This window comes from Burkholderia sp. SR8 (assembly GCF_052851275.1).
Genome location: NZ_JAULUC010000008.1, coordinates 109,549 through 133,738, shown reverse-complemented (window position 1 = coordinate 133,738; position 24,190 = coordinate 109,549). Strand labels below are relative to the sequence as shown.

19 protein-coding genes are annotated in these 24,190 nt (G+C 69.1%); 11 read left to right on the top strand and 8 right to left on the bottom strand.

What is annotated here, in order from left to right:
* Positions 1-37: 37 nt before the first annotated feature.
* Positions 38-535, bottom strand: coding sequence for an N-acetyltransferase family protein (locus tag Q3A80_RS12795; protein ID WP_446329358.1), 498 nt, complete (start codon positions 533-535; stop codon positions 38-40).
* A 134-nt stretch (positions 536-669) separates the two neighbouring features.
* On the opposite strand from Q3A80_RS12795, the gene Q3A80_RS12790 reads away from it, so the two are divergent.
* Positions 670-1,596, top strand: a complete 927-nt coding sequence (locus Q3A80_RS12790) for a LysR family transcriptional regulator (protein ID WP_446329357.1) — start codon at positions 670-672, stop codon at positions 1,594-1,596.
* A 570-nt stretch (positions 1,597-2,166) separates the two neighbouring features.
* Positions 2,167-3,246, top strand: coding sequence for a porin (locus tag Q3A80_RS12785; protein ID WP_446329356.1), 1,080 nt, complete (start codon positions 2,167-2,169; stop codon positions 3,244-3,246).
* A gap of 199 nt (positions 3,247-3,445) precedes the next feature.
* On the opposite strand, the gene Q3A80_RS12780 is transcribed toward Q3A80_RS12785, so the two are convergent.
* Positions 3,446-3,784 carry a P-II family nitrogen regulator gene (locus Q3A80_RS12780; protein ID WP_006398637.1) on the bottom strand — a complete coding sequence of 113 codons (339 nt, stop codon included), beginning with the start codon at positions 3,782-3,784 and terminating at the stop codon, positions 3,446-3,448.
* Between the two features lie 107 nt (positions 3,785-3,891).
* The gene (locus Q3A80_RS12775) at positions 3,892-5,610 is read right to left on the bottom strand and encodes an NAD+ synthase (protein ID WP_446329355.1); all 1,719 of its coding nucleotides are present in this window, start codon (positions 5,608-5,610) and stop codon (positions 3,892-3,894) included.
* Positions 5,611-5,719: 109 nt separating this feature from the next.
* Between Q3A80_RS12775 and Q3A80_RS12770 the strand changes: the two genes are divergently transcribed.
* Together Q3A80_RS12770 and Q3A80_RS12765 are read left to right on the top strand one after the other, a co-directional pair.
* On the top strand, positions 5,720-6,898 hold the full coding sequence (locus Q3A80_RS12770) for a GNAT family N-acetyltransferase (RefSeq protein WP_446329354.1): 1,179 nt from the start codon (positions 5,720-5,722) through the stop codon (positions 6,896-6,898).
* A 79-nt stretch (positions 6,899-6,977) separates the two neighbouring features.
* Positions 6,978-7,928 (top strand): GIY-YIG nuclease family protein, encoded by a 951-nt coding sequence (locus Q3A80_RS12765; protein ID WP_446329353.1) that lies wholly within the window; start codon positions 6,978-6,980, stop codon positions 7,926-7,928.
* Between the two features lie 56 nt (positions 7,929-7,984).
* Here Q3A80_RS12765 and ppa read toward each other — a convergent pair whose 3' ends face one another.
* The gene (gene ppa, locus Q3A80_RS12760) at positions 7,985-8,512 is read right to left on the bottom strand and encodes an inorganic diphosphatase (RefSeq protein WP_011885693.1); all 528 of its coding nucleotides are present in this window, start codon (positions 8,510-8,512) and stop codon (positions 7,985-7,987) included.
* A 206-nt stretch (positions 8,513-8,718) separates the two neighbouring features.
* Here ppa and Q3A80_RS12755 point away from each other — a divergent pair, with 206 nt between their 5' ends.
* From Q3A80_RS12755 to Q3A80_RS12745, 3 genes are all read left to right on the top strand, one after another.
* Positions 8,719-10,158, top strand: a complete 1,440-nt coding sequence (locus Q3A80_RS12755; RefSeq protein WP_446329352.1) for an aldehyde dehydrogenase family protein — start codon at positions 8,719-8,721, stop codon at positions 10,156-10,158.
* A gap of 75 nt (positions 10,159-10,233) precedes the next feature.
* The gene (locus tag Q3A80_RS12750) at positions 10,234-10,992 is read left to right on the top strand and encodes an SDR family oxidoreductase (RefSeq protein ID WP_446329351.1); all 759 of its coding nucleotides are present in this window, start codon (positions 10,234-10,236) and stop codon (positions 10,990-10,992) included.
* Positions 10,993-11,126: 134 nt separating this feature from the next.
* Complete coding sequence (locus Q3A80_RS12745) at positions 11,127-12,431, top strand: MFS transporter (protein WP_446329350.1); 1,305 nt, start codon at positions 11,127-11,129, stop codon at positions 12,429-12,431.
* A gap of 129 nt (positions 12,432-12,560) precedes the next feature.
* Here the strand turns inward: Q3A80_RS12745 and Q3A80_RS12740 are convergent, their stop codons facing one another.
* The 3 genes from Q3A80_RS12740 to hemC are packed head-to-tail and all read right to left on the bottom strand — an operon-like array spanning position 12,561 to position 16,710.
* The gene (locus Q3A80_RS12740) at positions 12,561-13,748 is read right to left on the bottom strand and encodes a heme biosynthesis HemY N-terminal domain-containing protein (protein WP_446329349.1); all 1,188 of its coding nucleotides are present in this window, start codon (positions 13,746-13,748) and stop codon (positions 12,561-12,563) included.
* Positions 13,749-13,750: 2 nt separating this feature from the next.
* Positions 13,751-15,724, bottom strand: a complete 1,974-nt coding sequence (gene hemDX / locus Q3A80_RS12735; protein ID WP_446329348.1) for a fused uroporphyrinogen-III synthase HemD/membrane protein HemX — start codon at positions 15,722-15,724, stop codon at positions 13,751-13,753.
* Entirely contained in the window at positions 15,724-16,710 is a 987-nt protein-coding gene (hemC, locus tag Q3A80_RS12730; RefSeq protein WP_446329347.1) for a hydroxymethylbilane synthase, read from the bottom strand. Before hemC ends, hemDX begins: the two co-directional genes overlap by 1 nt.
* Positions 16,711-16,927: 217 nt before the next feature.
* Between hemC and ppc the strand changes: the two genes are divergently transcribed.
* Positions 16,928-19,933 (top strand): phosphoenolpyruvate carboxylase, encoded by a 3,006-nt coding sequence (ppc, locus tag Q3A80_RS12725; RefSeq protein ID WP_446329346.1) that lies wholly within the window; start codon positions 16,928-16,930, stop codon positions 19,931-19,933.
* 133 nt (positions 19,934-20,066) lie between these two features.
* On the opposite strand, the gene Q3A80_RS12720 is transcribed toward ppc, so the two are convergent.
* Entirely contained in the window at positions 20,067-20,819 is a 753-nt protein-coding gene (locus Q3A80_RS12720) for a class I SAM-dependent methyltransferase (protein WP_446329345.1), read from the bottom strand.
* A 181-nt stretch (positions 20,820-21,000) separates the two neighbouring features.
* On the opposite strand from Q3A80_RS12720, the gene Q3A80_RS12715 reads away from it, so the two are divergent.
* The 3 genes from Q3A80_RS12715 (at position 21,001) to Q3A80_RS12705 (ending at position 24,128) form a co-directional block, all read left to right on the top strand.
* Positions 21,001-21,810 carry a helix-turn-helix transcriptional regulator gene (locus tag Q3A80_RS12715; protein WP_446329344.1) on the top strand — a complete coding sequence of 270 codons (810 nt, stop codon included), beginning with the start codon at positions 21,001-21,003 and terminating at the stop codon, positions 21,808-21,810.
* Between the two features lie 107 nt (positions 21,811-21,917).
* On the top strand, positions 21,918-23,327 hold the full coding sequence (gene argH, locus Q3A80_RS12710) for an argininosuccinate lyase (protein WP_446329343.1): 1,410 nt from the start codon (positions 21,918-21,920) through the stop codon (positions 23,325-23,327).
* 117 nt (positions 23,328-23,444) lie between these two features.
* Positions 23,445-24,128 carry an HAD family hydrolase gene (locus Q3A80_RS12705; protein ID WP_446329342.1) on the top strand — a complete coding sequence of 228 codons (684 nt, stop codon included), beginning with the start codon at positions 23,445-23,447 and terminating at the stop codon, positions 24,126-24,128.
* The last annotated feature ends 62 nt before the right edge of the window (positions 24,129-24,190 follow it).

Sequence of the window (24,190 nt, the reverse complement as noted above, 5' to 3'; positions counted from 1 at the left end):
CCGCCCCAGCGGGCGCCATGCGGCGCCCGTTTTGCGTTTACGCGGCTTCGATCGGCGCGCCGTCCGCGAACGCGCGCAGCGCATCGCCCGCGAGCCGGTAGCGCACCCATTCGCTCTGCGCCGCCGCGCCCACGCTTTCGTAGAAGCGGATCGCCGGCTCGTTCCAGTCGAGCACGCTCCATTCGAAACGCCCGCAGCCGGTATCGACGGCGATCCGCGCGAGCGCCTTCAGCAGCCGCAGCCCGGCGCCCGCGCCGCGAAAGCGCGGCGATACGTACAGATCCTCGAGATACAGCCCCTGGCGGCCGAGCCACGTCGAATACGAGAAGAAATACACGGCGAAGCCGGCCGGCTCGCCATCGACCTCGCAGATCAATGCGCGCGCGGGCGTGTCGTCGCCGAACAGGCTGCGCTCGAGCGACGCGGGCGTCGCGACCACTTCGTGCTCGGCCTTCTCGTAAATGGCGAGCTCGGTGATGAAACGCAGGATCTGCGGCACGTCGGCGACGGTGGCGGAACGGATGTCGATTTGCACGATGGGGGCCCTCCCCGGCCCGGGCTGAATACGGAATGCGGCGCCCGCGCGATTGCGCATGGCGCCGGTCAGAGTCACATGCTACGTTCACGCCTGAACTGCAGGAAGTGCAGTTTCTTCATCAGGACATGAACATGATGCATCCCGACCTGCGCCGCCTCGACCTGAACCTGCTGCTCGCGTTCGACGCGCTGTACCGCCACCGGTCGGTCGCCGCTGCCGCGCACGAGCTGGCGATGAGCCCGTCGGCGCTGAGCCACGCGCTCGCGCGGTTGCGCGACGCGATCGGCGACGCGCTGTTCGTGCGCCTCGGCAACGAGATGCAACCGACCGTGCGCGCCGACGACATCGCCGTGTGGGCCGGCGACGCGCTCGACACGATGTCGAAGGGGCTCGCCCGCGCGCGCCGCTTCGATCCCGCGCAAAGCGACCGCACGTTCGTGTTCGCCGCGAGCGACTACACGGCGTTCGCGGTGCTGCCGGCATTGCTCGCGCGCATCGAGCAGGTCGCGCCGCGGCTGCGGATCCGCGTGGTCCATTCGGACCGCAAGATCGCGATCGACGAGCTCGCGGCCGGCCGCATCGACTTCGCGCTCGGCTATCACGAGGAAACGGCCGCCGCCGCGCCGGGCATCGACGATTTCGACTGGTTCTCCGACGACTACGTGGTGATCGCGAGCGCCGCGCATCCGGACATTCGCCGGCGGCTGACGCTTGACCGGTATCTGGCCGCGCGCCACGCGGTCGTCACGCCGTGGAACGAGCCGCGCGGCGTGGTCGACTATGTGCTCGACCGGCTCGGCCTCGCGCGGCAGGTCGCCGTGCAGCTGCCGAGCGTGCTCGCCGCGCCGTTCGTGATCGCGGAATCGGCGCTGCTGATGACCGTGCCGAACCGCGCCGCGCAGGCGCTGCGCCACGCGGTGCCGATCCGCATCTTTCCTGCACCGTTCGACATTCCGCGCTACACGGTCAAGGTGTACTCGCACGCGAAGCATGCGCGCACCGATGCGCATCGCTGGCTTCGCGCGCAATTGCTCGCCGCGCGGCCGGCGGCCGACTGAGACAGGCAACGCGCAACATCCGCCTGGGCCCGCCCGGCAAGCGTTCGCGCAGCGCCGCGGCGCCTTCGAACCGCCGTCAATTTATTACGAAATACTTACCAATTTGACATGCTGGATGCCTACGATGACGCCCATCGCGTCGTCAATAGTGGCAATCCTTGACCCATGCTCGCCGAAACCGTGTCTGCCTTGTCGGACAAGGGTTTTCCGGGCCATGGCGCCCCCTCGCGCACCCGCCGCGCACCGTGTTGCATGGCAAATTGGCGACACGTGTTAGTCAAACAACGATTTCCATCGCCACAAAATTGTATTTTTGCTAAATTAGTAACCAAAGTAGCAAAACGAAGTTCGTGAAATGTAGTTTAGCTTCACGACACTACAAGGAGACCCCGCAAGCCGACCCGGCCGCGCGGGACCGCTCAACGGTTTTCCGTCCGCTTGCCCGCGTGCCGCGCTTACCGGCCCTGCACGAGGTCTCCCTGGTTATCCCGCTTTTCGCTTTTGCCCGACGCTCGCAGCGCCGGGCATCTCGTGCAGTCTGGGTTGACTTTTTGACAGGGTATGGAGGAGATGATGAAGAAAGCTTTGGTCGCGGCCGCGCTGATGGCTGCTGGGGTGGTTACGGCGCACGCGCAGAGCAGCGTGACGCTGTATGGTCGCCTGGATGCCGGCCTTGAGTACCTGAACGGCCTGCAGAACGGCCACCAAGTGCGCGCGGAAAGCGGCGACTGGGGCACGAGCCTGTGGGGCTTGAAGGGTAGCGAGGACATCGGTGGCGGCAACAAGGTCCTGTTCCACCTCGAAGGCGCGTTCAACACGATGACGGGCGGCTTCAGCGGCTCGATCTGGGATCGTTTCGCGACCGTCGGCATCTCCAACGACCGCTACGGTACGCTGCTGCTGGGTCGCGAACTCGCGATCGCGAACGGCGTGTGGGACTTCGATCCGCTGGGCCAGTCGAGCTGGTCGTCGGCCTCGCTCGTGCGCGGCCGCAACTGGAACAAGACCAGCAACAACGTGTCGTACCAGTCGCCGTCGTTCTACGGCCTCGACTTCTACGGCCAGTTCGCGTTCTCGAACTCGACCAGCTTCAACGGCAACACGACGGCCGGCCAGCCGGGCCGTGCAGCCGGTGCGCAGGTCACGTACACGAATTCGCTGTTCCAGGTGCGCGGCATCTACGACGAAACGCGCGACAGCAACGGCCGCTTCTCGGACGTGTTCAACTACTCGCGCGAATACTTCGCCGGCCTGAACGTGTTCCTCGGCCAGTTCAAGCTGCAGGCGGCCTACCAGTCGTCGCATGCGGACGGCAGCGGCGGCCCGGCCGTCAACAACGGCATCACCGGTACGCAGCAGGTCTGGGGCGGCGTGACGTGGCAGGCAACGCCGGCGGCAGCGCTGATCGCGGCCGTGTACCACGTGAACGCGAACCACGGCGGCGGCAACGCGAACATCTACACGGTCGGCGGTTCGTACAACATCTCGAAGCGCACGCTGTTCGACGTGCAGGTCGCGACGGTGCGCAACAGCTCGACGGCCAACTTCGGCCTGAACGCGAACGGTGCAGGCACCGCCGTGTCGACCGGCAACCCGCATCCAGGCGGCAGCCAGACCGGCGTGTACGCCGGCATCCAGCACCTGTTCTGATCAGGCGCCGTCCAGAGAACGATTCGACAACACTTTCCACGCTGCTGCGAGAGGCGCGTATCGGTGCGGTACCCACCCGGGTATCGCACCTTTTTTTATTGGCGGGCCGGGTTCGTGCGCCCCGTGGCCCGATCGGCCGAAGCGGCCGAAGCGGCCGGGAAACGGCTGCGACGCGACCCGAATGACGCGGATGCCGCGGTCAGACCGCCGCTTCGTTCTCTTCGCCGGTGCGGATGCGGATCACGCGCTCGACGTCCGACACGAAGATCTTGCCGTCGCCGATCTTGCCGGTGCGCGCCGCACCGATCACCGCGTCGATCACCTGATCGACCTGCGCTTCCGCGACGACCACCTCGATCTTCATCTTCGGCAGGAAGTCGACGACGTATTCGGCGCCGCGATACAGCTCGGTGTGCCCCTTCTGGCGGCCGAAGCCTTTCACTTCCGTCACGGTCAGCCCCGTGAGGCCCACTTCGGCGAGCGCTTCGCGGACTTCGTCCAGCTTGAACGGCTTGATGATGGCGGTGATGCGTTTCATGATGGTTGTCCCTCAATGCTCGTTTGGATGAAAAATCGCGGCTTCGATTGCAAGCCGCAAGTGTAAGCCGTAAGTCCGCTGGCCGGCCGCGTACGGTCCGGCGCCGCTCAGTCGAGACGTTCGGTAAAGCGCGACGTGATCGGATAACGCCAGTCGCGCCCGAACGCGCGGTGCGTGACGCGAATCCCGATCGGCGCCTGGCGGCGCTTGTATTCGTTGACCTTGATGAGCCGCGTCACGCGGGCGACGTCGGCTTCCGCATAGCCGGCCGCGACGATTTCGGCGAGCGGCCGGTCCTCCTCCATGTACATCCGCATGATCGCGTCGAGCACGTCGTACGGCGGCAGGCTGTCCTGGTCCGTCTGGTTCTCGCGCAGCTCGGCCGACGGCGCGCGCGTGAGGATCCGCTCGGGGATCACGTCGCGCGAGCCGTAGTCGGCCGTTGCGTTGCGATAGCGGCACAGCCGGTAGACCTGCGTCTTCGCGATGTCCTTGATCACCGCGAAGCCGCCGGCCATGTCGCCGTACAGCGTGCAGTAGCCGACCGCCATCTCGCTCTTGTTGCCGGTCGTCAGCACGATCGAGCCGAACTTGTTCGACAGCGCCATCAGCAGCGTGCCGCGGATGCGCGCCTGGATGTTCTCTTCCGTCGCATCCTCCGCGCGGCCCGCGAATTCGCCCGCGAGCGCCGCCCGGAATGCGTCGAACATCGGCGCGATCGCGATCTCGTCGTAGCGCACGCCGACGCGCCGCGCCATCTCCGCCGCGTCGGTGGTCGAGATGTCGGCCGTGTAGCGCGACGGCATCATCACCGCGCGCACGCGGTCGGGCCCGAGCGCGTCGCACGCGACCGCGAGCACCAGCGCCGAATCGACGCCGCCCGACAGCCCGATCAGCACACCGGGAAAGCCGTTCTTGCCGATGTAGTCGCGCACGCCGGTGACGAGCGCGCGATAGACCTGCGCGTCGACCGGCAGCTCGGGCGCGAGCGCGCCGGGCAGCGGCCGCGCGCCGTCGAATTCGACGATCGCGTGCCCTTCGTCGAACTGCGGCATCTTCGCGACGAGCGCGCCGTCGCCGTCGAGCACGAACGAGCCGCCGTCGAACACGAGTTCGTCCTGGCCGCCGACGAGGTTCACGTACACCATCGGCAGCCCGGTTTCGCGGATCCGCGCGCGCAGGATGTCGATGCGCAGCGCTTCCTTGTTCATGTGGTACGGCGAACCGTTCGGGATCAGCAGCACCTGCGCGCCGGCGGCCTTCGCGATCTGCGCGGCCGACGCATGCCACGCGTCCTCGCAGATGATCACGCCGTATCTGACGCCGTTCAGCTCGAACACGAGCGGCCGCGTGTCCGTCGCGAAGTAGCGCTTCTCGTCGAACACGTCGGCGTTCGGCAGATCCTGCTTGCGGTACGTGCCGACGATCTCGCCGCCGACGATCAGCGACACCGCGTTGTAGGTGTCGGACGGCGGCACGCCGCGCTCGATCGGGCGGTTTGCATTACCATCGACGGCTGGCGCCTGTGCATCGCCGCCCGGACCGCTGCCCGCACCGCGCCACGGATGGCCGACCAGCACCGCGAGCCCGTCGAATGCGCGCAGCGCATCGGCGAGCGCGTCGAGCGCGGCGGCGGCGGCCGTGTAGAACGCGGGCCGTAGCAGCAGGTCTTCCGGCGGATAGCCGGACAGCGCGAGTTCGGGCGCGACCATCAGTTGCGCACCATCGTCGTGCGCGGCGCGGGCGGCCGCGACGATCCGCGCGACGTTGCCGGCGAAATCGCCGACGGTGACGTTGATCTGGGCGAGAGCGAGTCGGGTCTTCATGACGGGATCGGCGCAGCGCAGCGGCGCGCCTCGAATGGCTGACGAAATCGTCCCGGACGCGGGCCACGGCGGCACGCATCCGGCGGCATCCAACGGTACGGATTCACGCTTGAAACACGAACGCATCGATTATCGCACGGGCATCCTGTCGTCCCCCGCCGAGGTGCCGGCCGACGAATGGAACGCGCTGCTCGAGCAGGACGCGCAGCCGACGCCGTTCCTGCGCCACGAATTCCTCGACGCGCTGCACGTCGCGCGCTGCGCGGTCGACGACACCGGCTGGTCGCCGCATTTCGTCACGCTCACCGACGCGCGCACGGGCCGGCTCGCGGCGGCCGCGCCCGTCTACGCGAAGCAGCATTCGTACGGCGAATACGTGTTCGACTGGGCGTGGGCGGACGCGTACCAGCGCAACAACCTGTCCTACTACCCGAAGCTGCTGTGCGCGGTGCCGTTCACGCCCGTGCAAGGCACGCGCCTGCTTGCCGCCGACGACGACGCGCGCCGCCGGCTCGCGGCCACGCTGCTCGCGTTCGCGGAACAGAGCGACGTGTCGTCGCTGCACGTGCTGTTCCCGACCGGCGACGAAGCGCGGCTGCTCGAATCGATGGGGATGATGCTGCGCGAAGGCGTGCAGTTCCACTGGCTCAACGACGGCTATCGCGACTTCGACGACTTCCTCGGCACGCTCGAGCAGAAGAAGCGCAAGAACATCCGCGCGGAACGGCGCAAGGTGCGCGAGGCCGGCGTCACGTTCCGGCGCGTCACCGGCGAGCGCATCACCGACGCCGACTGGCGCTTCTTTTCCCGCTGCTACCGGCAGACCTACCGCGAGCACTATTCGAGCCCGTACCTGAATCTCGACTTCTTCCGCACGATCGGCGCGACGATGCCCGAGAACCTGCTGCTCGTGATCGCCGAGGCCGACGGCAAGCCGATCGCGAGTTCGCTCGCGGTCTACCGCCGCGGCCCGAACGGCAGCGGCGGCACGCTGTACGGCCGCTACTGGGGCGCGCTCGAGCACGTGCCCTGCCTGCATTTCGAAACGGCGTACTACCAGCTGCTCGAGTTCTGCATCGAGGCCGGGCTCGATACGTTCGAAGGCGGTGCGCAGGGCGAGCACAAGCTCGCGCGCGGCTTCCTGCCGACCGTCACGCATTCCGCGCACTGGCTCGCGCATCCGGCCTTCGCGGATGCGGTCGCGCACTTTCTCGCACGCGAGACCGAACAGATCCATGCGTATGTCGACGAGCTGCGCGAGCATGATCCGTTTCGGCGCGGCCCGTGACGGTGTCGCGAATCGCATCGCCCGTGGCGGCACGCGCGAATTCTGAGACACTGGCAGCTTCGCAGCCCGCCCCCTTTCCATGTCCTGGTTTCTGTATCTGATCGAGTGCGCCGACGACAGCGTCTACACGGGCATCACGACCGACGTCGCCGCGCGCTTCGACGAGCACGCGTGCGGCAAGGGCGCGCGCTACACGCGCTCGCGCAAGCCGCGCGCGGTGCTCGCGTCGTTCCCGCTGCCGGATCGGTCGATCGCGTCGCGCGCCGAGTACTGGGTGAAACGGCTCACGGCCGCGCAGAAGCGCGAGTTGGCGGCCGGGATACGGACGCTCGAGTCGGTGCTGCCGATGGGGATGTCGATCGACGGGAGTATCGATGCGGACGCGGTGCAAGCCGCTTCGCGCGGGAAGAAGAAGGCCGCCAAGACGGTGACGAAGAAGGTGCAGTCCATCGACGTCGCGGCGCCGGTGGCCAAAGCGGAACGGCCTCGCCAGAAGGCGGCGAAGGCAGAGAAGGCCGGTAATGACGGGACCGCGTCCCCGTCCGCAAAGACACGGGCCGCGAAACCGGGGCAAGCCTCACCAACTCCCACGAGGGCAAAGCTCGCCGCTGCCGCGCAGCGTGCGAATATGGGCGACGCCGCCGAAGTAAAGAAAACCGCGTCGCGCAGCGCCGCGGCAAAGCGGAAAAAGCCGGCGACGCGCGCAGCGCCGAAACGAAAAACGCCGGCTGCCGGTGGCAACCCCGTTGCGCAGGAGCACGGCGGCACCATTGCCAAGCCTGCGCGCCGCCGTGCGTCGCCGGGCAGGTCCACTGCCGAAGCCGTCGAAGCGGCTGCCGCGGTCGCCACTCAGCGCCGTGCGACGGGTGCGACACGTGCAATGGATGTGACGGGTACGACGGACGCGCCGCGCGCCACGCGTGCGAAGGCCGCACCCACCGCCGCCGCCCTGCCCGCACCCGCGAGCCCACGCAAGAACACCACCGCACGCGCCGTACCGCGCACAAAACAAAACCGCGCGGCCTCCTGACGAGACACGCGCGGTTTGCGTTCCGAACGAACCGGCCGCGAGGCCGGCCAGCCGGCTTACTTCTTGTAGTTCGCAGCGCCGTCGGCGATTTCCTTGTGCGCGGCGTCGATGCCGGCCCAGCCTTCGACCTTCACCCACTTGCCCTTCTCGAGCGCCTTGTATTGCTCGAAGAAGTGCTTGATCTGGTCCTTCAGGTACTCGGGCACGTCGTCGATCGACTTCAGGTTCGCCGTCATCGGGCAGACCTTGTCGTGCGGCACGGCGACGAGCTTCGCGTCGACGCCCGACTCGTCGGTCATCTGCAGCATGCCCAGCACGCGCGAACGCACGATCGAACCGGCCAGCAGCGGGAACGGCGTGATCACCAGCACGTCGACCGGATCGCCGTCGCCCGACAGCGTCTGCGGGATGTAGCCGTAGTTCACCGGATAGCGCATGCCGGTACCGATGAAGCGGTCGACGACGAGGAGACCCAGCTCCTTGTCCGCCTCGTACTTCACCGGATCGCTTTGCGCGGGGATCTCGATGATCACGTTGAAATCGTGCGGCAGGTCCTTGCCGGCCGGAACATGATTGAAGCTCATAGCGCTCTCTGTTGGTCGATGGGAATTCGGGACAGGGCGCCGCGGCCGATGCACCGCCGCGGGCGTCCCCGCAGGGAATGCGCCATTATAGCCAATCGACCGGTGGCGTCCGGATGACGATCGGCGCGATAATCGTTCCGGATGTCCGGCCATCGAATGACCGCCGACGTTGCCCGTCGACCGCACAGCATGGGACAGGAGCAGGCATGGAAGAAGCGAAGCACTTCATCGCGGGCGAATGGACGCTGCCCGCGCAACTGGAGACGATCCCGGTCGTCGATCCGTCCGACGGCCAGCCGTTCGCGACGATCGCGCGCGGCACCGCACCCGACATCGAGCGCGCGGTGGCCGCCGCCCGCGACGCATTCGCCGGCCCGTGGGGCGCGGCGAGCGCCGCCGAGCGCGGCCGCGTGCTGATGCGGCTGTCCGCACGCGTCGCCGACCATCTCGACGAACTCGCCGCGATCGAGGCGCGCGACACCGGCAAGCCGCTGAAGCAGGCGCGCGCCGACGCCGCCGCACTCGCGCGCTACTTCGAGTTCTACGCCGGCGCCGCCGACAAGCTGCACGGCGAAACCCTCCCCTATCAAGCCGGCTACACGGTGCTGACGGTGCGCGAGCCGCATGGCGTCACCGGCCACATCGTGCCGTGGAACTACCCGATGCAGATCTTCGGGCGCAGCGTCGGCGCCGCGCTCGCGGCCGGCAACGCGTGCGTCGTGAAGCCGGCCGAGGATGCGTGCCTGTCGGTGCTGCGCGTGGCCGAGCTCGCCGCCGAAGCCGGGCTGCCGGCCGGTGCGCTCAACGTCGTCACCGGCTACGGCCATGAAGCGGGCGCCGCGCTCGCGCGCCATCCCGGCATCGACCACATCTCGTTTACCGGCTCGCCCGCGACCGGCAAGCTGGTCGCGCAGATGGCGGCCGAGAATCACGTGCCCGTCACGCTCGAGCTCGGCGGCAAGTCGCCGCAGATCGTGTTCGCCGACGCCGATCTCGAAGCGGCGCTGCCCGTGCTCGTGTCGGCGATCGTGCAGAACGGCGGGCAGACCTGCTCGGCCGGCAGCCGCGTGCTGATCGAGCGTGCGGTGTACGAGCCGCTCGTCGAACGGCTCGCGACCGCATTCAACGGGCTGCGCGTCGGCCCGAGCCGTGCGGATCTCGACTGCGGTCCGCTGATCAACGCGAAGCAGCAGCAGCGCGTGTGGGATTTCCTGTCCGACGCGCAGCACGACGGCATTCCGATGGCCGGACACGGCCAGGTCGTCGCCGATGCGCCCGAAACCGGCTTCTATCAGGCGCCCGCGCTGCTGCGCGACGTGCCGGCGTCGCACCGGCTCGCGCAGGAGGAAGTGTTCGGCCCGGTGCTCGCCGCGATGCGGTTCGTCGACGAGGACGAAGCCGTCGCGCTCGCGAACGGCACGCCGTACGGGCTCGTCGCCGGCATCTGGACACGCGACGGCGCGCGCCAGCTGCGTCTCGCGCGGCGTCTGCGCGCGGGCCAGGTGTTCATCAACAACTATGGCGCGGGCGGCGGCGTCGAGCTGCCGTTCGGCGGCGTCGGGCACTCGGGTCACGGCCGCGAGAAAGGCTTCGAGGCGCTGTACGGCTTCACCGCACTGAAGACGATCGCGATCCGGCACGGCTGATCCGCGCGCGGCCGGTTGGCAGCGGCCGGCCGCGCCACCGCCACACCCTGCACTCGCCAACACAGGAGACACACCATGCGGTTGAGCGGCAAGACGGCCATCGTCACCGGCGGCGGCTCGGGCTTCGGCGAAGGCATCGCGAAGACGTATGCGCGCGAAGGCGCGAACGTCGTCGTCAACGACCTGAACGGCGCGGCGGCCGAACGCGTCGCGAGCGAGATCGCGCTGGCCGGCGGCAAGGCGATCGCGGTCGCGGGCGACGTATCGAAGGACGCCGACTGGCGCGCGCTGCTGCAGGCCGCGCTCGACGACTTCCATTCGGTGCAGATCGTCGTGAACAACGCCGGCACCACGCACCGTAACAAGCCGGTGCTCGACGTGACGGAGGCGGAGTTCGATCGCGTGTACGCCGTGAACATGAAAAGCCTGTTCTGGAGCGTGCAGACCTTCGTTCCGTACTTCCGCGCGCAGGGCGGCGGCGTGTTCGTGAACGTCGCGTCGACGGCCGGCGTGCGGCCGCGCCCGGGCCTCGTCTGGTACAACAGCACGAAGGGCGCGATGATCACCGCGAGCAAGTCGCTCGCGGCCGAGCTCGGTGCCGACCGGATCCGCGTGAACTGCATCAACCCGGTGCTCGGCGAGACGGGCCTGATGACCGAGTTCATGGGCTGCGAGGATACGCCCGAGAACCGCCGCCGCTTCCTGGCGAAGATTCCGCTCGGCCGCTTCTCGACGCCGCAGGACATCGCGAACGCGGCCCTCTATCTCGCATCCGACGACGCCGAGTTCATCACCGGCGTCTGTCTCGAAGTCGACGGCGGGCGCTGCATCTAGCCGCACGACCGTGATCGCGCCGCGCCGGCAGCATCGGGCGGCGCCGCATTCCCGCGTAGTCATTGCTGTTGCACGACACCGGATCGGGCGCGCCGCGCCGGCTCCGGCCACCACAAGAAAGGACAGGAGACAACATGGCAACATCGACGCAGTCGCTGCCCGGCTCGTCCGGCGCATTCGAGGAAGCAACCTACCGCAAGGTATCGTGGCGGCTCACGCCGCTGTTGCTGCTGTGCTACGTGGTCGCGTATCTCGACCGCGTGAACGTCGGCTTCGCGAAGCTGCAGATGGCGAGCGACCTGAATCTGAGCGATACCGTCTACGGGCTCGGCGCCGGGATCTTCTTCTTCGGCTACTTTCTGTTCGAAGTGCCGAGCAACATCATCCTGCACAAGGTCGGCGCGCGCGTGTGGATCGCGCGGATCATGGCGACGTGGGGCGTGATCTCGATCCTGACGATGTTCGTCACGACGCCCGCCATGTTCTACGTGATGCGCTTCCTGCTCGGCGTCGCGGAAGCAGGCTTCTTCCCCGGCGTGATCCTGTATCTCACGTACTGGTATCCGGCCCATCGGCGCGGCCGGATGACGACGTTCTTCATGACGGCCGTCGCGCTGTCCGGCGTGATCGGCGGCCCGATCTCGGGCTTCATCCTGAAGGCGTTCAACGGCGTGAGCGGCTGGCACGGCTGGCAGTGGCTGTTCCTGCTCGAAGGGATCCCGTCGGTGCTGGCCGGCGTGCTCGTGTTCTTCGCGCTCGACGACCGGATCGCGAAGGCGAAATGGTTGACCGACGACGAGAAGGCGCTGCTCGCGCGCAACGTCGACGCGGAGGAAGCGACCAAGGAAGACCTGCCGCTCGGCGCGGTGATGTCGAGCCCGCGCGTGTGGCTGATGGCGCTGATCTACTTCTCGTTCGTGATGGGGCTGTACGGCGTCGGCTTCTGGCTGCCGACGATCATCAAGGCCACCGGCGTGACCGACACGTTCACGATCGGCCTGCTGTCGGCGGTTCCGTATGCAGCGGCGGTGGTCGCGATGATCCTGATCGCACGCAGCGCGGACAAGCGCCGCGAACGGCGCTGGCACCTGGCGATCCCGGCCGCGTTCGGCGCGGTGGGGCTCGTGCTGTCGGTGATCTGGGCGCACGAGACGGCGCTCGCGATGCTCGGCCTCACGCTCGCGACGATGGGCATCCTGACGACGCTGCCGCTGTTCTGGAGCTTGCCGACCGCGTTCCTCGGCGGCGCGGCGGCCGCGGCCGGCATCGCGATGATCAACTCGATCGGCAACCTCGCGGGCTTCCTGAGCCCGTACCTGATGGGCTGGCTCAAGCAGGCGACGGGCGCCAACGATGCGGGCATGTACATGCTCGCCGGCTTCCTCGTGCTCGGCGGGCTGCTCGCGCTGTCGGTGCCGAAGGGGCTCGTCGACAAGTAATGTGCCCTGCGTGACGGCGCGGCAGCGCCGCGCCGCGCAACACGCCTATCGCCGACGCACCGGAAAAATGCCCCGAAGGCCTGACGGCGTTCGGGGCATTTTCACGCGCGGCCGGCAACCGCCGCCGCGTCAGACCACGGTGATCGCGAGCGCGCTTTCGCGGTAGTGCTTCGCCGCCTTGTCGGTTTCGCCGAGATGCTCGAACAGGCGCGCGAGCGCACGATGCGCACGCACCTTCAGCGCCTCGTTGTCGGCCTGCTTCAACGCGGCTTCGAGGAACGACTGCGCCTTGCCCCACAGCTGCTGCTGCTGGCACAGGCGGCCGAGCGCGAACAGCAGGTCGGCATCATCCGGATGATCCTTCTTCCACCCTTCGGCCTTCTGGATCAGCGGCAGCGCATCGCCGCCGGCCGTGTCCGGATAGCGGCGCAGCAGGCGCGCATCCCAGTTGTGCGCGAGCGCTTCCTCGACGATGCGGCGCGCTTCCGTGCGGCGCTCGAGCGGCACCAGCAGATCGGCCGCGAGATCGGCGAGGCGCGGCGACTGGCGCTCGAGCGGCGACAGCGACTGCCACACCTCGAGCAGCGCGTCCGGATCGTGCCGGCGTTCGCGCAGCAGGTTCTCCGCCGCCTGCTGGCGCAGCCGCACGGCCGCGGCCGGATGCAGCGCTTCGCGCTTCTCGAGCGCCTTCGCGAGCTTCAGCACCTCGGCCCAGTTCTTCAGCTGCTGCTGCGCGCGCAGCGCGACCTGTTGCGCATGGATCCGCTTGCCGCCGGCCTGCATGTCGGCCAGCGCGGCGAGCGCGCCGTCGGCATCGCGCGCATCCGCGCGCATGTCGGCCGCGGCGAGCAGCCGCGCGTCCTGCCATTCCGGTGCGTCGACCTTCGACAGCCAGTCGTCGCGGCGCGTGTACTCGTGCATCCGGTGCGCGGCGGTCGCCGCGACGAGGCTCGCGGCGCCCTGGTTCGCGTCGACCGCGAGCGCGTCGCGCGCGGCCTTCTCGGCGCGCGAGAAGCGGCCCGCGTACAGGTTCGCGATCGCATCGCGCAGCGACGCGGCCGCCTTCTCGTTGCGCGAACGCGCGCGATACGCGGCGACCCGCTGCGGCATGCGCCAGATGTTGCGCACGATGCGCAGCAGCGCATACACGACGATGAACAGCACGACGATGGCGATCACGAACAGGTTCAGCGACACGTCGACCCGGTACGGCGGATAGACGAGCAGCACCTGCCCCGCATCGAAGCGGCCGACGGTGGCGAGTGCGGCGGCGATCGCGAACAGGATCGCGAGCCAGACGATTCCTCGAAGCGTCATCGTTACCCCCGGCTCTTGAACTGCTGAACGGCGTTCAGGCTCGTGTTCAGGTTCGGCACCGCGACCGTCAGCGATGCGCCGTCCACCTGCTTCAGCAGATCCTCGACGGACTGCGTGTCCTTCGATGCCTGGTCGAAATACTTGCCGAGCGACGCCTGCGCCGCGTGCAGGTCGGCCTTCATCGCGGTGTCGTTGCGCGCGAGCAGCGACAGCCGCGCGGTGAGCAGGCGCAGCTTCACGTTCTCGCGCACGAAGTAGCCCTGGTCCGGCGACGCGAGCATCGCGTCCGCGTTGTCGATCCGGCGCACCTGCACGAGGCCCTTCAGCTGCTGGCCGAGGCCGGCCGAGAAGTCATGCCACCACACCTTCCAGCGCGGCTCGCCGGCCATCGCCGCGGCCGACGATGCGGCATCGGCCGGCTCGCCCTTCGGCGCCGCGTGCGGGACGATCGCCTCGCCCGACAGCGGCAGCGCGTCGATCTTCGCGATCGCGTCGTCGAGCTTGATCGCGAGGCCCGTGAGGTCGGCCGACGGCGCGGCCTTCAGCTTCTCGATGTCCTGCGCGAGCGCCTTGCGCACCGTGACCGCCTGCGCGCTCTGCGACGTCGCGAGGCGCGCGTCGGCGTTCTGCAGCGCGATCAGCGCGAGTTGCGTGTTGCCGGTCAGCTGCAGCTGCTGGCTCGCGCTCGACAGCATCTGGTCGACTTCCTCGAGCATCCACGCGTCGCGGTTGCGCGACAGGTCCTGGTACTGCTGCTGCAGCGCCTGCTGCGCGCTCTGCGCGTCGGCGAGCTTGCCGTCGAGCTGCGCGAGCTGCGTGTCGACCTGGTGCGTGCTCGCGAGCGCCTGCTCGGTCTTCATCCGGATCTCGGCCGTCTGCGCATCGAGCGCCTTCTGGCGCGCGACGAACGAATCGTCGAGCCGGTCGACCTTGCGGTTCAGCGCGTAGCCGCCGACGCCTGCCGCGCAGCCGAGCACGACGACGACGAACCACAGCGCCGCGCTGCTGCCGCGGCGCGCAGGCGGTTCGGACGCGGGATAAGGGCGGCTGGACGGCGGTGCGGATGCAGCGGCCGGCTGGGAAGCGACGCTTTTGGAATCGTTGGTATCTGTCATGCGTTTAGTCACCGGTGCGGCTGTCGCCGGTTGGACGGCCTCGTCGGCCATCGTTCGAAACGCGCGGACGATGCGCTCATCGCCCGCGCCGGTCAGCGTAATCCTATCAAAACCCAATGCGCGCGCGGTCTGCTCGATGCGCGGGTGCGGCGTGACGAGCGGCGCATGCTTCAGTGCGTCGATCTCGGCGTCGTTCAGGTGCGTGCGCGCGAGCTCGTGCAGGTTGCGCACACCTTCCGAGCTCGTGACGAGCCACGCGTGCGGCGCGCCGGCCAGCAGTGCGTGCACGCGCTCCCACGCGCCGATGCGCGGCTCGGGCACGACGCGCCGGTACGCGGCGACGAGCGTGACGTCCGCGCCGGCTTCGCGCAGCCGCTCCGCGAGCCATTCGCGGCCGCCGTCGCCGCGCACGATCAGCACGCGCTTGCCGGCGAGCGCGTGTGCGCCGCCGAACGCGGCCTCGATGCTCGCGAACAGGCTTTCCGAGTCGTAATTCGGGACGCCGCCGTCGGCGGGCGCCTGCGGCGCGATCACGCGATGCGCGGGCGCCGCGATGCCGTGGCGCTCGAGCGCCGCGACGCTGCCGGGGCCGACGACGCCGACCGGCAGCGCGTTCGGCCAGATCGCGCCGTACTGCGCGAGCGCGCGGTCGATCGCGTTCGGCGACACGAAGATCACCAATGCGTAATCGGCGAGCGCCGCGAACGCGGCGTCGAGCGGCGCCGGATCGGCGACCGGCGCGATGTCGATCAGCGGGAATTCGAGCACGTCGCAGCCGGCGTCGGCCAGCTCGGCCGCGAGCGCGGCGGACTGGCCGTCCGGGCGCGTCAGGACGGCGGTGAACGCGCGCGCGCCCGCCATCAGGCGTCGCCCTTGCCGGCCTGCGAGCCGGCGAGCAATGCGTTGACGATGTCGAGCGCGCCCTGCGCCTCGAGTTCGTCCGATACCGCGCGGCCGAGCGCGAGCGCATCGGCGACGTTCATGACGGCGCCGCACTCCTCCGCCGTGAGCACGCGGCGGCCGTCGGTCGTCGACACGCGGCCCGTCAGGTACAGCTCGCCTGCCCGCCACACCGCGTGCGCGGCGAGCGGCACCTCGCAGCTGCCGCCGAGCGCGCGCGACACCATCCGCTCGGCCTCGACCGCGAGTGCGGTCTGCAAGTCGTGCAGCGGTGCGAGCCATGCGGCGACGTCGGTGCGGTGCGCGGCGATCTCGATGCCGAGCGCGCCCTGGCCGGCAGCCGGCGGGCTGTCCTCGACGTCGATCAGTGCACGGATTCGCGCATCCAGCCCCAGACGCTTCAGGCCCGCGGCCGCGAGGATGATCGCCGCGTAGTCGCCGCGATCGAGTTTCGACAGCCGCGTATCGAGGTTGCCGCGCAGCGGCAGCACGTTCAGGTGCGGATAGCGCGCGCGCAGCATCGCCTCGCGGCGCAGGCTCGACGTGCCGACGACGGCACCGGCCGGCAGCGCGTCGAGCGACGCGTAGTCGTTCGACACGAACGCGTCGCGCGGGTCCTCGCGCTCCATGATCGCGGTCAGCGCGAAGCCGTCGGGCAGCGCCATCGGCACGTCCTTCAGCGAATGCACGGCCAGATCGGCGCGGCCGTCGGCCAGTGCATTCTCCAGCTCTTTCACGAACAGGCCCTTGCCGCCGACCTTCGACAGCGTGCGATCGAGAATCTGATCGCCGCGGGTCGTCATCCCGAGGATTTTCACGTCGCAAGCTGGATATAATTTGCGCAGCGCATCACGCACATGTTCGGCTTGCCACATCGCGAGGCGGCTCTCGCGCGAAGCGATCGTCAGCGTCGCGGGAGCGGGCGCCGAAAGGGTCTCGGAATTCATTGCTGGAACATCGAAGGACGGGATTGAAGACCGAACAATGGTAGCACGCACGCCCCGGCCCGCCCGGGCCCGGAGCCTGCGCCCGCCGCGCCTTCGCGCGCGCGGCGATACCGATGCGCGGATGTGCCGCACGTAGCTGGTTGCTTGAATGCAGTTCCCGTAGTTTCCGCAGTCCCCGCAGTCCCTTTTGACTCGAGCTTTCCCAAGGAAACCCATCGTGAAGTCTTCCGGATCGGCGCGTACGGCGCGCCGCAATGCTGCCTTGCCCTCCCCCGACGCCCAGACGGGCACCCTCGCCACCGCCGCGAACGGCCGTGCGAAAACGGCAACGAAACCGAAAGACCCGATACGTCAGACAAAACGCGCGATGAAGCCCGCCGGTACCGCTGCCCGCGCGGCCGGCACGGCGAAGCCCGGCGCGCGCACGCGCGAGGACAAGGACCGCCCGCTGTTCGAGGACATCCGCTTCCTCGGCCGCCTGCTCGGTGACGTGGTGCGCGAGCAGGAAGGCGACACGGTGTTCGACGTGGTCGAAACGATTCGCCAGACCGCGGTGAAGTTTCGCCGCGAGGACGACAGCGAAGCCGCGCAGACGCTGGAGAAGAAGCTGCGCAAGCTGACGCCGGAACAGACGGTCAGCGTCGTGCGCGCGTTCAGCTATTTCTCGCATCTCGCCAACATCGCGGAAGACCGCCACCACAACCGCCGCCGCCGCATCCATGCGCTGGCCGGCTCCGCGCCGCAGCCGGGCACCGTCGCATACGCGCTCGACCAGTTGAAGACGACCGGCAACGCGTCGAAGCGGCTGCTGCAGCGCTTCTTCGACGATGCGCTGATCGTGCCGGTGCTGACCGCGCACCCGACCGAAGTGCAGCGCAAGAGCATCCTCGACGCGCAGCACGACATCGCGCGCCTGCTCGCCGAGCGCGACCAGCCGCTGACCGCGCGCGAACGCGCGTACAACGAATCGATGTTGCGCGCGCGCGTGACCGCGCTGTGGCAGACCCGCATGCTGCGCGACGCGCGCCTCACGGTCGGCGACGAGATCGAGAACGCGCTGTCGTACTACCGCGCGACGTTCCTCGACGAACTGCCCGCGCTGTACGGCGACATCGAGGCCGCGCTCGCCGAGCACGGCCTGCAGGCGCGCGTGCCCGCGTTCTTCCAGATGGGCAGCTGGATCGGCGGCGATCGCGACGGCAACCCGAACGTGACCGCGCCGACGCTCGAGGAAGCGATCAACCGCCAGGCCGCGGTGATCCTCGAACACTACCTGGAACAGGTGCACAAGCTCGGCGCCGAGCTGTCGGTGTCGAACCTGCTGGTCGGCGCGAACGACGCGGTGAAGGCGCTCGCCGCCGCATCGCCCGACCAGTCGCCGCACCGCGTCGACGAACCGTACCGCCGCGCGCTGATCGGCATCTACACGCGGCTCGCGGCAAGCGCGCGCGTGCGTCTCGGCGAAGGCACGGTGCCGGTGCGCAGCGCCGGCCGCGGCGCGCCGCCGGTGCGCGCGATTCCGTATGCGGATTCCGAAGAATTCGTCGCCGATCTCAAGGTGCTGACCGCATCGCTCGACGAACACCACGGCGCGTCGCTCGCCGCGCCGCGCCTCGCGCCGCTCGTGCGCGCGGCCGAAGTGTTCGGCTTCCATCTCGCCAGCATCGACCTGCGCCAGAGCTCCGACATCCACGAAGCCGTGGTCGCCGAGCTGTTCGCGCGTGCGGGCGTCGAAGCCGACTACGCGGCACTCGCCGAGGAAGACAAGCTGCGCGTGCTGCTCGCCGCGCTCGCCGACCCGCGCCCGCTGCGCTCGCCGTATCTCGAATACTCTGCGCTCGCGCAGAGCGAGCTCGGCGTGTTCGAGAAGGCGCGCGAAGTGCGCGCGCAGTTCGGCGCGCGCGCGGTGCGCAACTACATCATTTCGCATACGGAAACCGTCAGCGACCTCGTCGAGGTGTTGCTGCTGCAGAAGGAAACGGGCCTGCTCGAAGGCACGCTCGGCAGCCATGCGAAAAACGGGCTGATGGTGATCCCGCTGTTCGAGACGATCCCCGACCTGCGCGACGCCGCGCGCATCATGCGCGACTACTTCGCACTGCCGGGCGTCGATGCCGTGATCGCGCACCAGGGCGCCGAGCAGGAAGTGATGCTCGGCTACTCGGACAGCAACAAGGACGGCGGCTTCCTGACGTCGAACTGGGAGCTGTATCGCGCCGAACTCGCGCTCGTCGACCTGTTCCGCGAACGCAAGATCACGCTGCGCCTGTTCCACGGCCGCGGCGGCACGGTCGGCCGCGGGGGCGGCCCGACCTACCAGGCGATCCTGTCGCAGCCGCCGGGCACCGTGAACGGCCAGATCCGCCTGACCGAACAGGGCGAGGTGATCGCGAGCAAGTTCGCGAACCCGGAGATCGGCCGGCGCAACCTCGAGACGGTCGTCGCCGCGACGCTCGAGGCATCGCTGCTGCCGCAGTCGAACGCGCCCGCTCAGCTGCCCGCGTTCGAAGCGGCGATGCAGACGCTGTCCGATGCCGCGATGGCGTCGTATCGCGCGCTCGTCTACGAAACGCCCGGCTTCACCGACTACTTCTTCTCGTCGACGCCGATCACCGAGATCGCCGAGCTGAACATCGGCAGCCGTCCGGCATCGCGCAAGCTGCAGGACCCGAAGAACCGCAAGATCGAGGACCTGCGCGCGATCCCGTGGGGCTTCTCGTGGGGTCAGTGCCGGCTGCTGCTGACCGGCTGGTACGGCTTCGGCAGCGCGGTGAGCGCGTATCTCGACGGCGCGCAGGACGCGGCCGAACGCGCGAAGCGCGTGACGCTGCTGAAGAAGATGAACAAGACCTGGCCGTTCTTCGCGAACCTGCTGTCGAACATGGACATGGTGCTCGCGAAGACCGATCTCGCGGTCGCATCGCGCTACGCGCAGCTGGTCGCCGACCGCAAGCTGCGCAAGCACGTGTTCGAGCGGATCGTCGCGGAATGGGAGCGCACGTCGCAGGCGCTCGCGGAAATCACCGGGCACGAAGGCCGCCTCGCGACCAACCCGCTGCTCGCGCGCTCGATCAAGAACCGCTTCCCGTATCTCGATCCGCTGAACCACCTGCAGGTCGAGCTGATCAAGCGTCACCGCGCGGGCGACACGAACGCGCGGCTGCGCCGCGGGATTCACCTGACCATCAACGGGATCGCGGCCGGCCTGCGCAATACCGGCTGATCCGCGCGCGGCGCGGGCCTGTCCCGCGCCACGCCGGCATCGCAAAACGAAAGCCGCGATACGCGACCACGCGTATCGCGGCTTTTTTCATCGGACGGCACGAGCGCATCGGCGATCGCGCCGTCCCGCACGCTCATTGCGCGTCGATCAGCAACGCGTCGTGCTCGAACGAGCCGTCCGGCCGCACCGCGTAGTAGCCGCGCACCTCGTCGGGCGCATGCGCCCACAGCGCGCGAATGCCCGCGACGCTGTCGGCCGGCGTGCGAATCCGCTCGACCCACGTAGCGAAATCGATCGACAGGCGCCAGCGGCGCTGCACGTGCGCGTCGAATCCGGCGCCGCGGAACATCACGAGCCATTCGTCCGCGCGGTAGTCGCGCACGTGCGACGCATCGCGCAGCACTTCCGCGGCCTGCAGATACGTGTCGAGCAGCGGATGGTCGTTGCCCGCGATGTCGATCATCAGCACGCGGCCGCCCGGCTTCAGCACGCGGCGCACCTCGGCGAGCGCCGCGCGCACGTCGTGCCAGTGGTGTGCGCTCATCCGGCTCACCACCCAGTCGAACGTGCCCGCGTCGAACGGCAGCCGCTCGGCCGGACCCTGCTGCGTGCGGATGTTCGCGAGCCCGCGCTCGCGTGCGGCGGCGTCGACGGTCGCGAGCATCGGCGCGGCGAGGTCGTACGCCACCACGTCGCGCACGTGCGGTGCGACCGCGAAGCTCGCGTGGCCCGCACCGCAGCCGAGATCGAGCACCGCGGCGTCGGGCGTCGCGCGCACGGCGTCGGCCAGCGCCTGCAGATCGGCACCCGTCGCGTGGACCGTGCTCGTCAGATAGGCGGCTGCCGTCGTGCCGAATGCGTCGGCGACCTGATCGTGGTGTTTCATCGTTCGCTCCTTCTTCTGGTGGGGCGCCCGCTGCCTGCCAGCGCGCGAATCGCTACAATAGGGCCGCGCTTGTACCAGTACAAGTTAAGCAGTTATTCTGGTATTTGTTACACCTGCCTGATCCTTTGCCGCGCCACAGTGCGCCTTTTTTCGTCGCTTCAGTCGTGTCAGCCGTTTCCGCATGAACCAGCCGTCCTCCGCCCCGACCCCGCCGCTCGACGCCACGCCCGCCCGCGCGCTCGGCGAATTCATCCGCGCGCACCGCGAACGGCTGTCGCCGCAGGCCGTCGGCCTGCCGCCCGGCCCGCGCCGCCGCACGCCGGGGCTGCGGCGCGAGGAAGTCGCGCAGCTGTGCGGCGTCAGCCCGACCTGGTACACGTGGATCGAGCAGGGCCGCCCGGTGTCGGCATCGGCCGACGCACTCGCACGGATCGCGGTCGCGCTGCAGCTGTCGAAGGCCGAGCGCGCGTACCTGTTCGAGCTGGCCGCGCAACGCGATCCGGCCGAGCCGGACGTCGCGGCCGGCGACCTGCCGCCGACGCTCGCGGCCACCGTCGCCGCGATCGCCACGCCCGCGTACGTGCTGGACCGGCAATGGAATGCGCTCGCGTGGAACGCGCCGGCCGCCGCGCTGTTTACCGGCTGGCTCGACGGCGACCACGATCGCAACCTGCTGCGCTTCACGTTCATGGCGCCGGCCGCGCGCACGCTGATCGTCGACTGGGAAACCCGCGCGCGGCGGCTCGCGGCCGAATTCCGCGCGGACTCGATCCGCCATCTCGCCGACGCGCCGACGCGCGCGCTGATCGACGCGCTGATGGCCGGCAGCGACGCATTCGCGCAGTACTGGGCGTCGCAGGACGTGTTCGAGCGCGAAGGCGGGATGCGCGAGTTCGACCATCCGGCCGACGGCCGCGTCGTGTATCAGCAGATCACGCTGAAGCCCGCGCATCGCGAGGACCTGAAGCTCGTCGTGCTGGTGCGCGACTGAACGGGCGCCGCGCGCCCGCGAAGGCAGGCCGCGCGCCCCGCGAATGTTAGAATCGCGGGATTCCCTCGGCGGCGCACGGCCGCCCAACTCCCCTTCGAAGAATCGCCATGACGTCCCAACTGCACAAAAAGGGCGAGGCCTGGTCGGCCCGCTTCTCGGAACCGATGTCGGAGCTGGTCAAGCGCTACACGTCGTCGGTGTTTTTCGACAAGCGCCTCGCGCTCGTCGACATCGCCGGCTCGCTCGCGCACGCGAGCATGCTCGCGGCGCAGCAGATCATCAGCGCCGACGACCTCGCCGCGATCGAGCGCGGGATGACGCAGATCAAGGGCGAGATCGAGCGCGGCGAATTCGAATGGCAGCTGGATCTCGAGGACGTCCACCTGAACATCGAGGCGCGCCTGACCGCGCTGATCGGCGACGCCGGCAAGCGCCTGCACACGGGCCGCTCGCGCAACGACCAGGTCGCGACCGACATCCGCCTGTGGCTGCGCGGCGAAATCGACCGCATCGGCGGGCTGCTGAACGACCTGCGCGGCGCGCTGATCGACCTCGCTGAACAGAACGCGGACACGATCATGCCGGGCTTCACGCACCTGCAGGTCGCGCAGCCGGTCACGTTCGGCCATCACCTGCTCGCGTACGTCGAGATGTTCACGCGCGACGCGGAACGCATGCGCGACTGCCGCACCCGCGTGAACCGCCTGCCGCTCGGCGCGGCCGCGCTCGCCGGCACCAGCTACCCGATCGACCGTCACGCGGTCGCGAAGACGCTCGGCTTCGACGGCATCTGCGCGAACTCGCTCGACGCGGTGTCGGATCGCGACTTCGCGATCGAATTCACGGCGGCGTCCGCGCTGGTGATGACGCACGTGTCGCGCTTCTCGGAAGAACTCGTGCTGTGGATGAGCCCGCGCGTCGGCTTCATCGACATCGCCGACCGCTTCTGCACCGGCAGCTCGATCATGCCGCAGAAGAAGAACCCGGACGTGCCCGAACTCGCGCGCGGCAAGACGGGCCGCGTGAACGGCCACCTGATGGCACTCCTCACGCTGATGAAGGGCCAGCCGCTCGCGTACAACAAGGACAACCAGGAAGACAAGGAACCGCTGTTCGACACGGTCGACACCGTCGCCGACACGCTGCGGATCTTCGCGGAGATGGTCGCGGGCATCACCGTGAAGCCGGACGCGATGCGCGCGGCCGCGCTGCAGGGCTTCTCGACGGCCACCGACCTCGCCGACTACCTGGTCAAGCGCGGGCTGCCGTTCCGCGACGCGCACGAAGCCGTCGCGCACGCGGTGAAGATCTGCGACGACCGCGGAATCGACCTCGCGGACCTGACGCTCGACGAAATGAAGCAGGAACTGCCGAACGTCGCGCACCTGATCGGCGACGACGTGTTCGGCTACCTGACGCTCGAAGGTTCGGTCGCGAGCCGCAACCACCCGGGCGGCACCGCGCCCGACCAGGTGCGTGCGGCGGCCAAGGCTGCCCGCGCCGCGCTCGGCAAGTAAGCACGCCGCCGCGAGCGGACGCCCGCGGCGTCCGTTCCCGGTTCGGGCGGCCATCGCGCCGCCCGCCGCGTGCCCCGCCCCCCTGCTCTCCCGCTTCCCCGTTTCCGGATACCGCCGATGACCTTCTCCGCCGCGCTCTTCGACATGGACGGCCTGCTCGTCGATTCCGAGCGGACCATCATGAACACGTGGATCGACGTGTCGAACGCGCACGGCGTCGTGCTGACCGAGATCGACTACCTGCAGATCGTCGGCCGCTCGTTCGCCGAAGGCCAGGTGATCCTCGCGCGGCTGATCGGCGACCCCGACACGTTCGACGCCGTGCGCTTCCGTGTGCGCGAGCAGCTCGCCGCACCCGAACCGCATCCGAAGTTTCCGCTGAAGTCGGGCGCGCTTGCGCTGCTCGAGGCGCTCGCGCAGGCCGGCATTCCGTGCGCGGTCGCGTCGTCGTCCGCGGGCGACGTGATTCGTGCACGGCTCGGCGCGGTCGGCGTGCTGCCGTTCTTCCGCGCGATCGCGGGCGGCGACGAAGTCGCACGCGGCAAGCCCGACCCGGCCGTGTACCGGCTCGCGGCCGAACGCCTCGGCGTGCCGGCGCACGCGTGCGTCGCGTTCGAGGACAGCGACTTCGGCGCGCTGTCGGCCGCCGGCGCCGGCGCGTCGGTGATCACCGTGCCCGACCTGAAGGCGCCGACACCCGAGATCGTCGCGCTGAGCCTGCACGTGCTCGCGTCGCTCGACGATGCGGTCGCGCTCGTGCCGTCGTGGTTCGGCCGTCTGGACGCGCAGCAGCCCGCGTAAGCGCGCACGCGGCCGCCTCCCGAATGCAGACGGGCACCCTCGGGTGCCCATTTTGCGTTGCC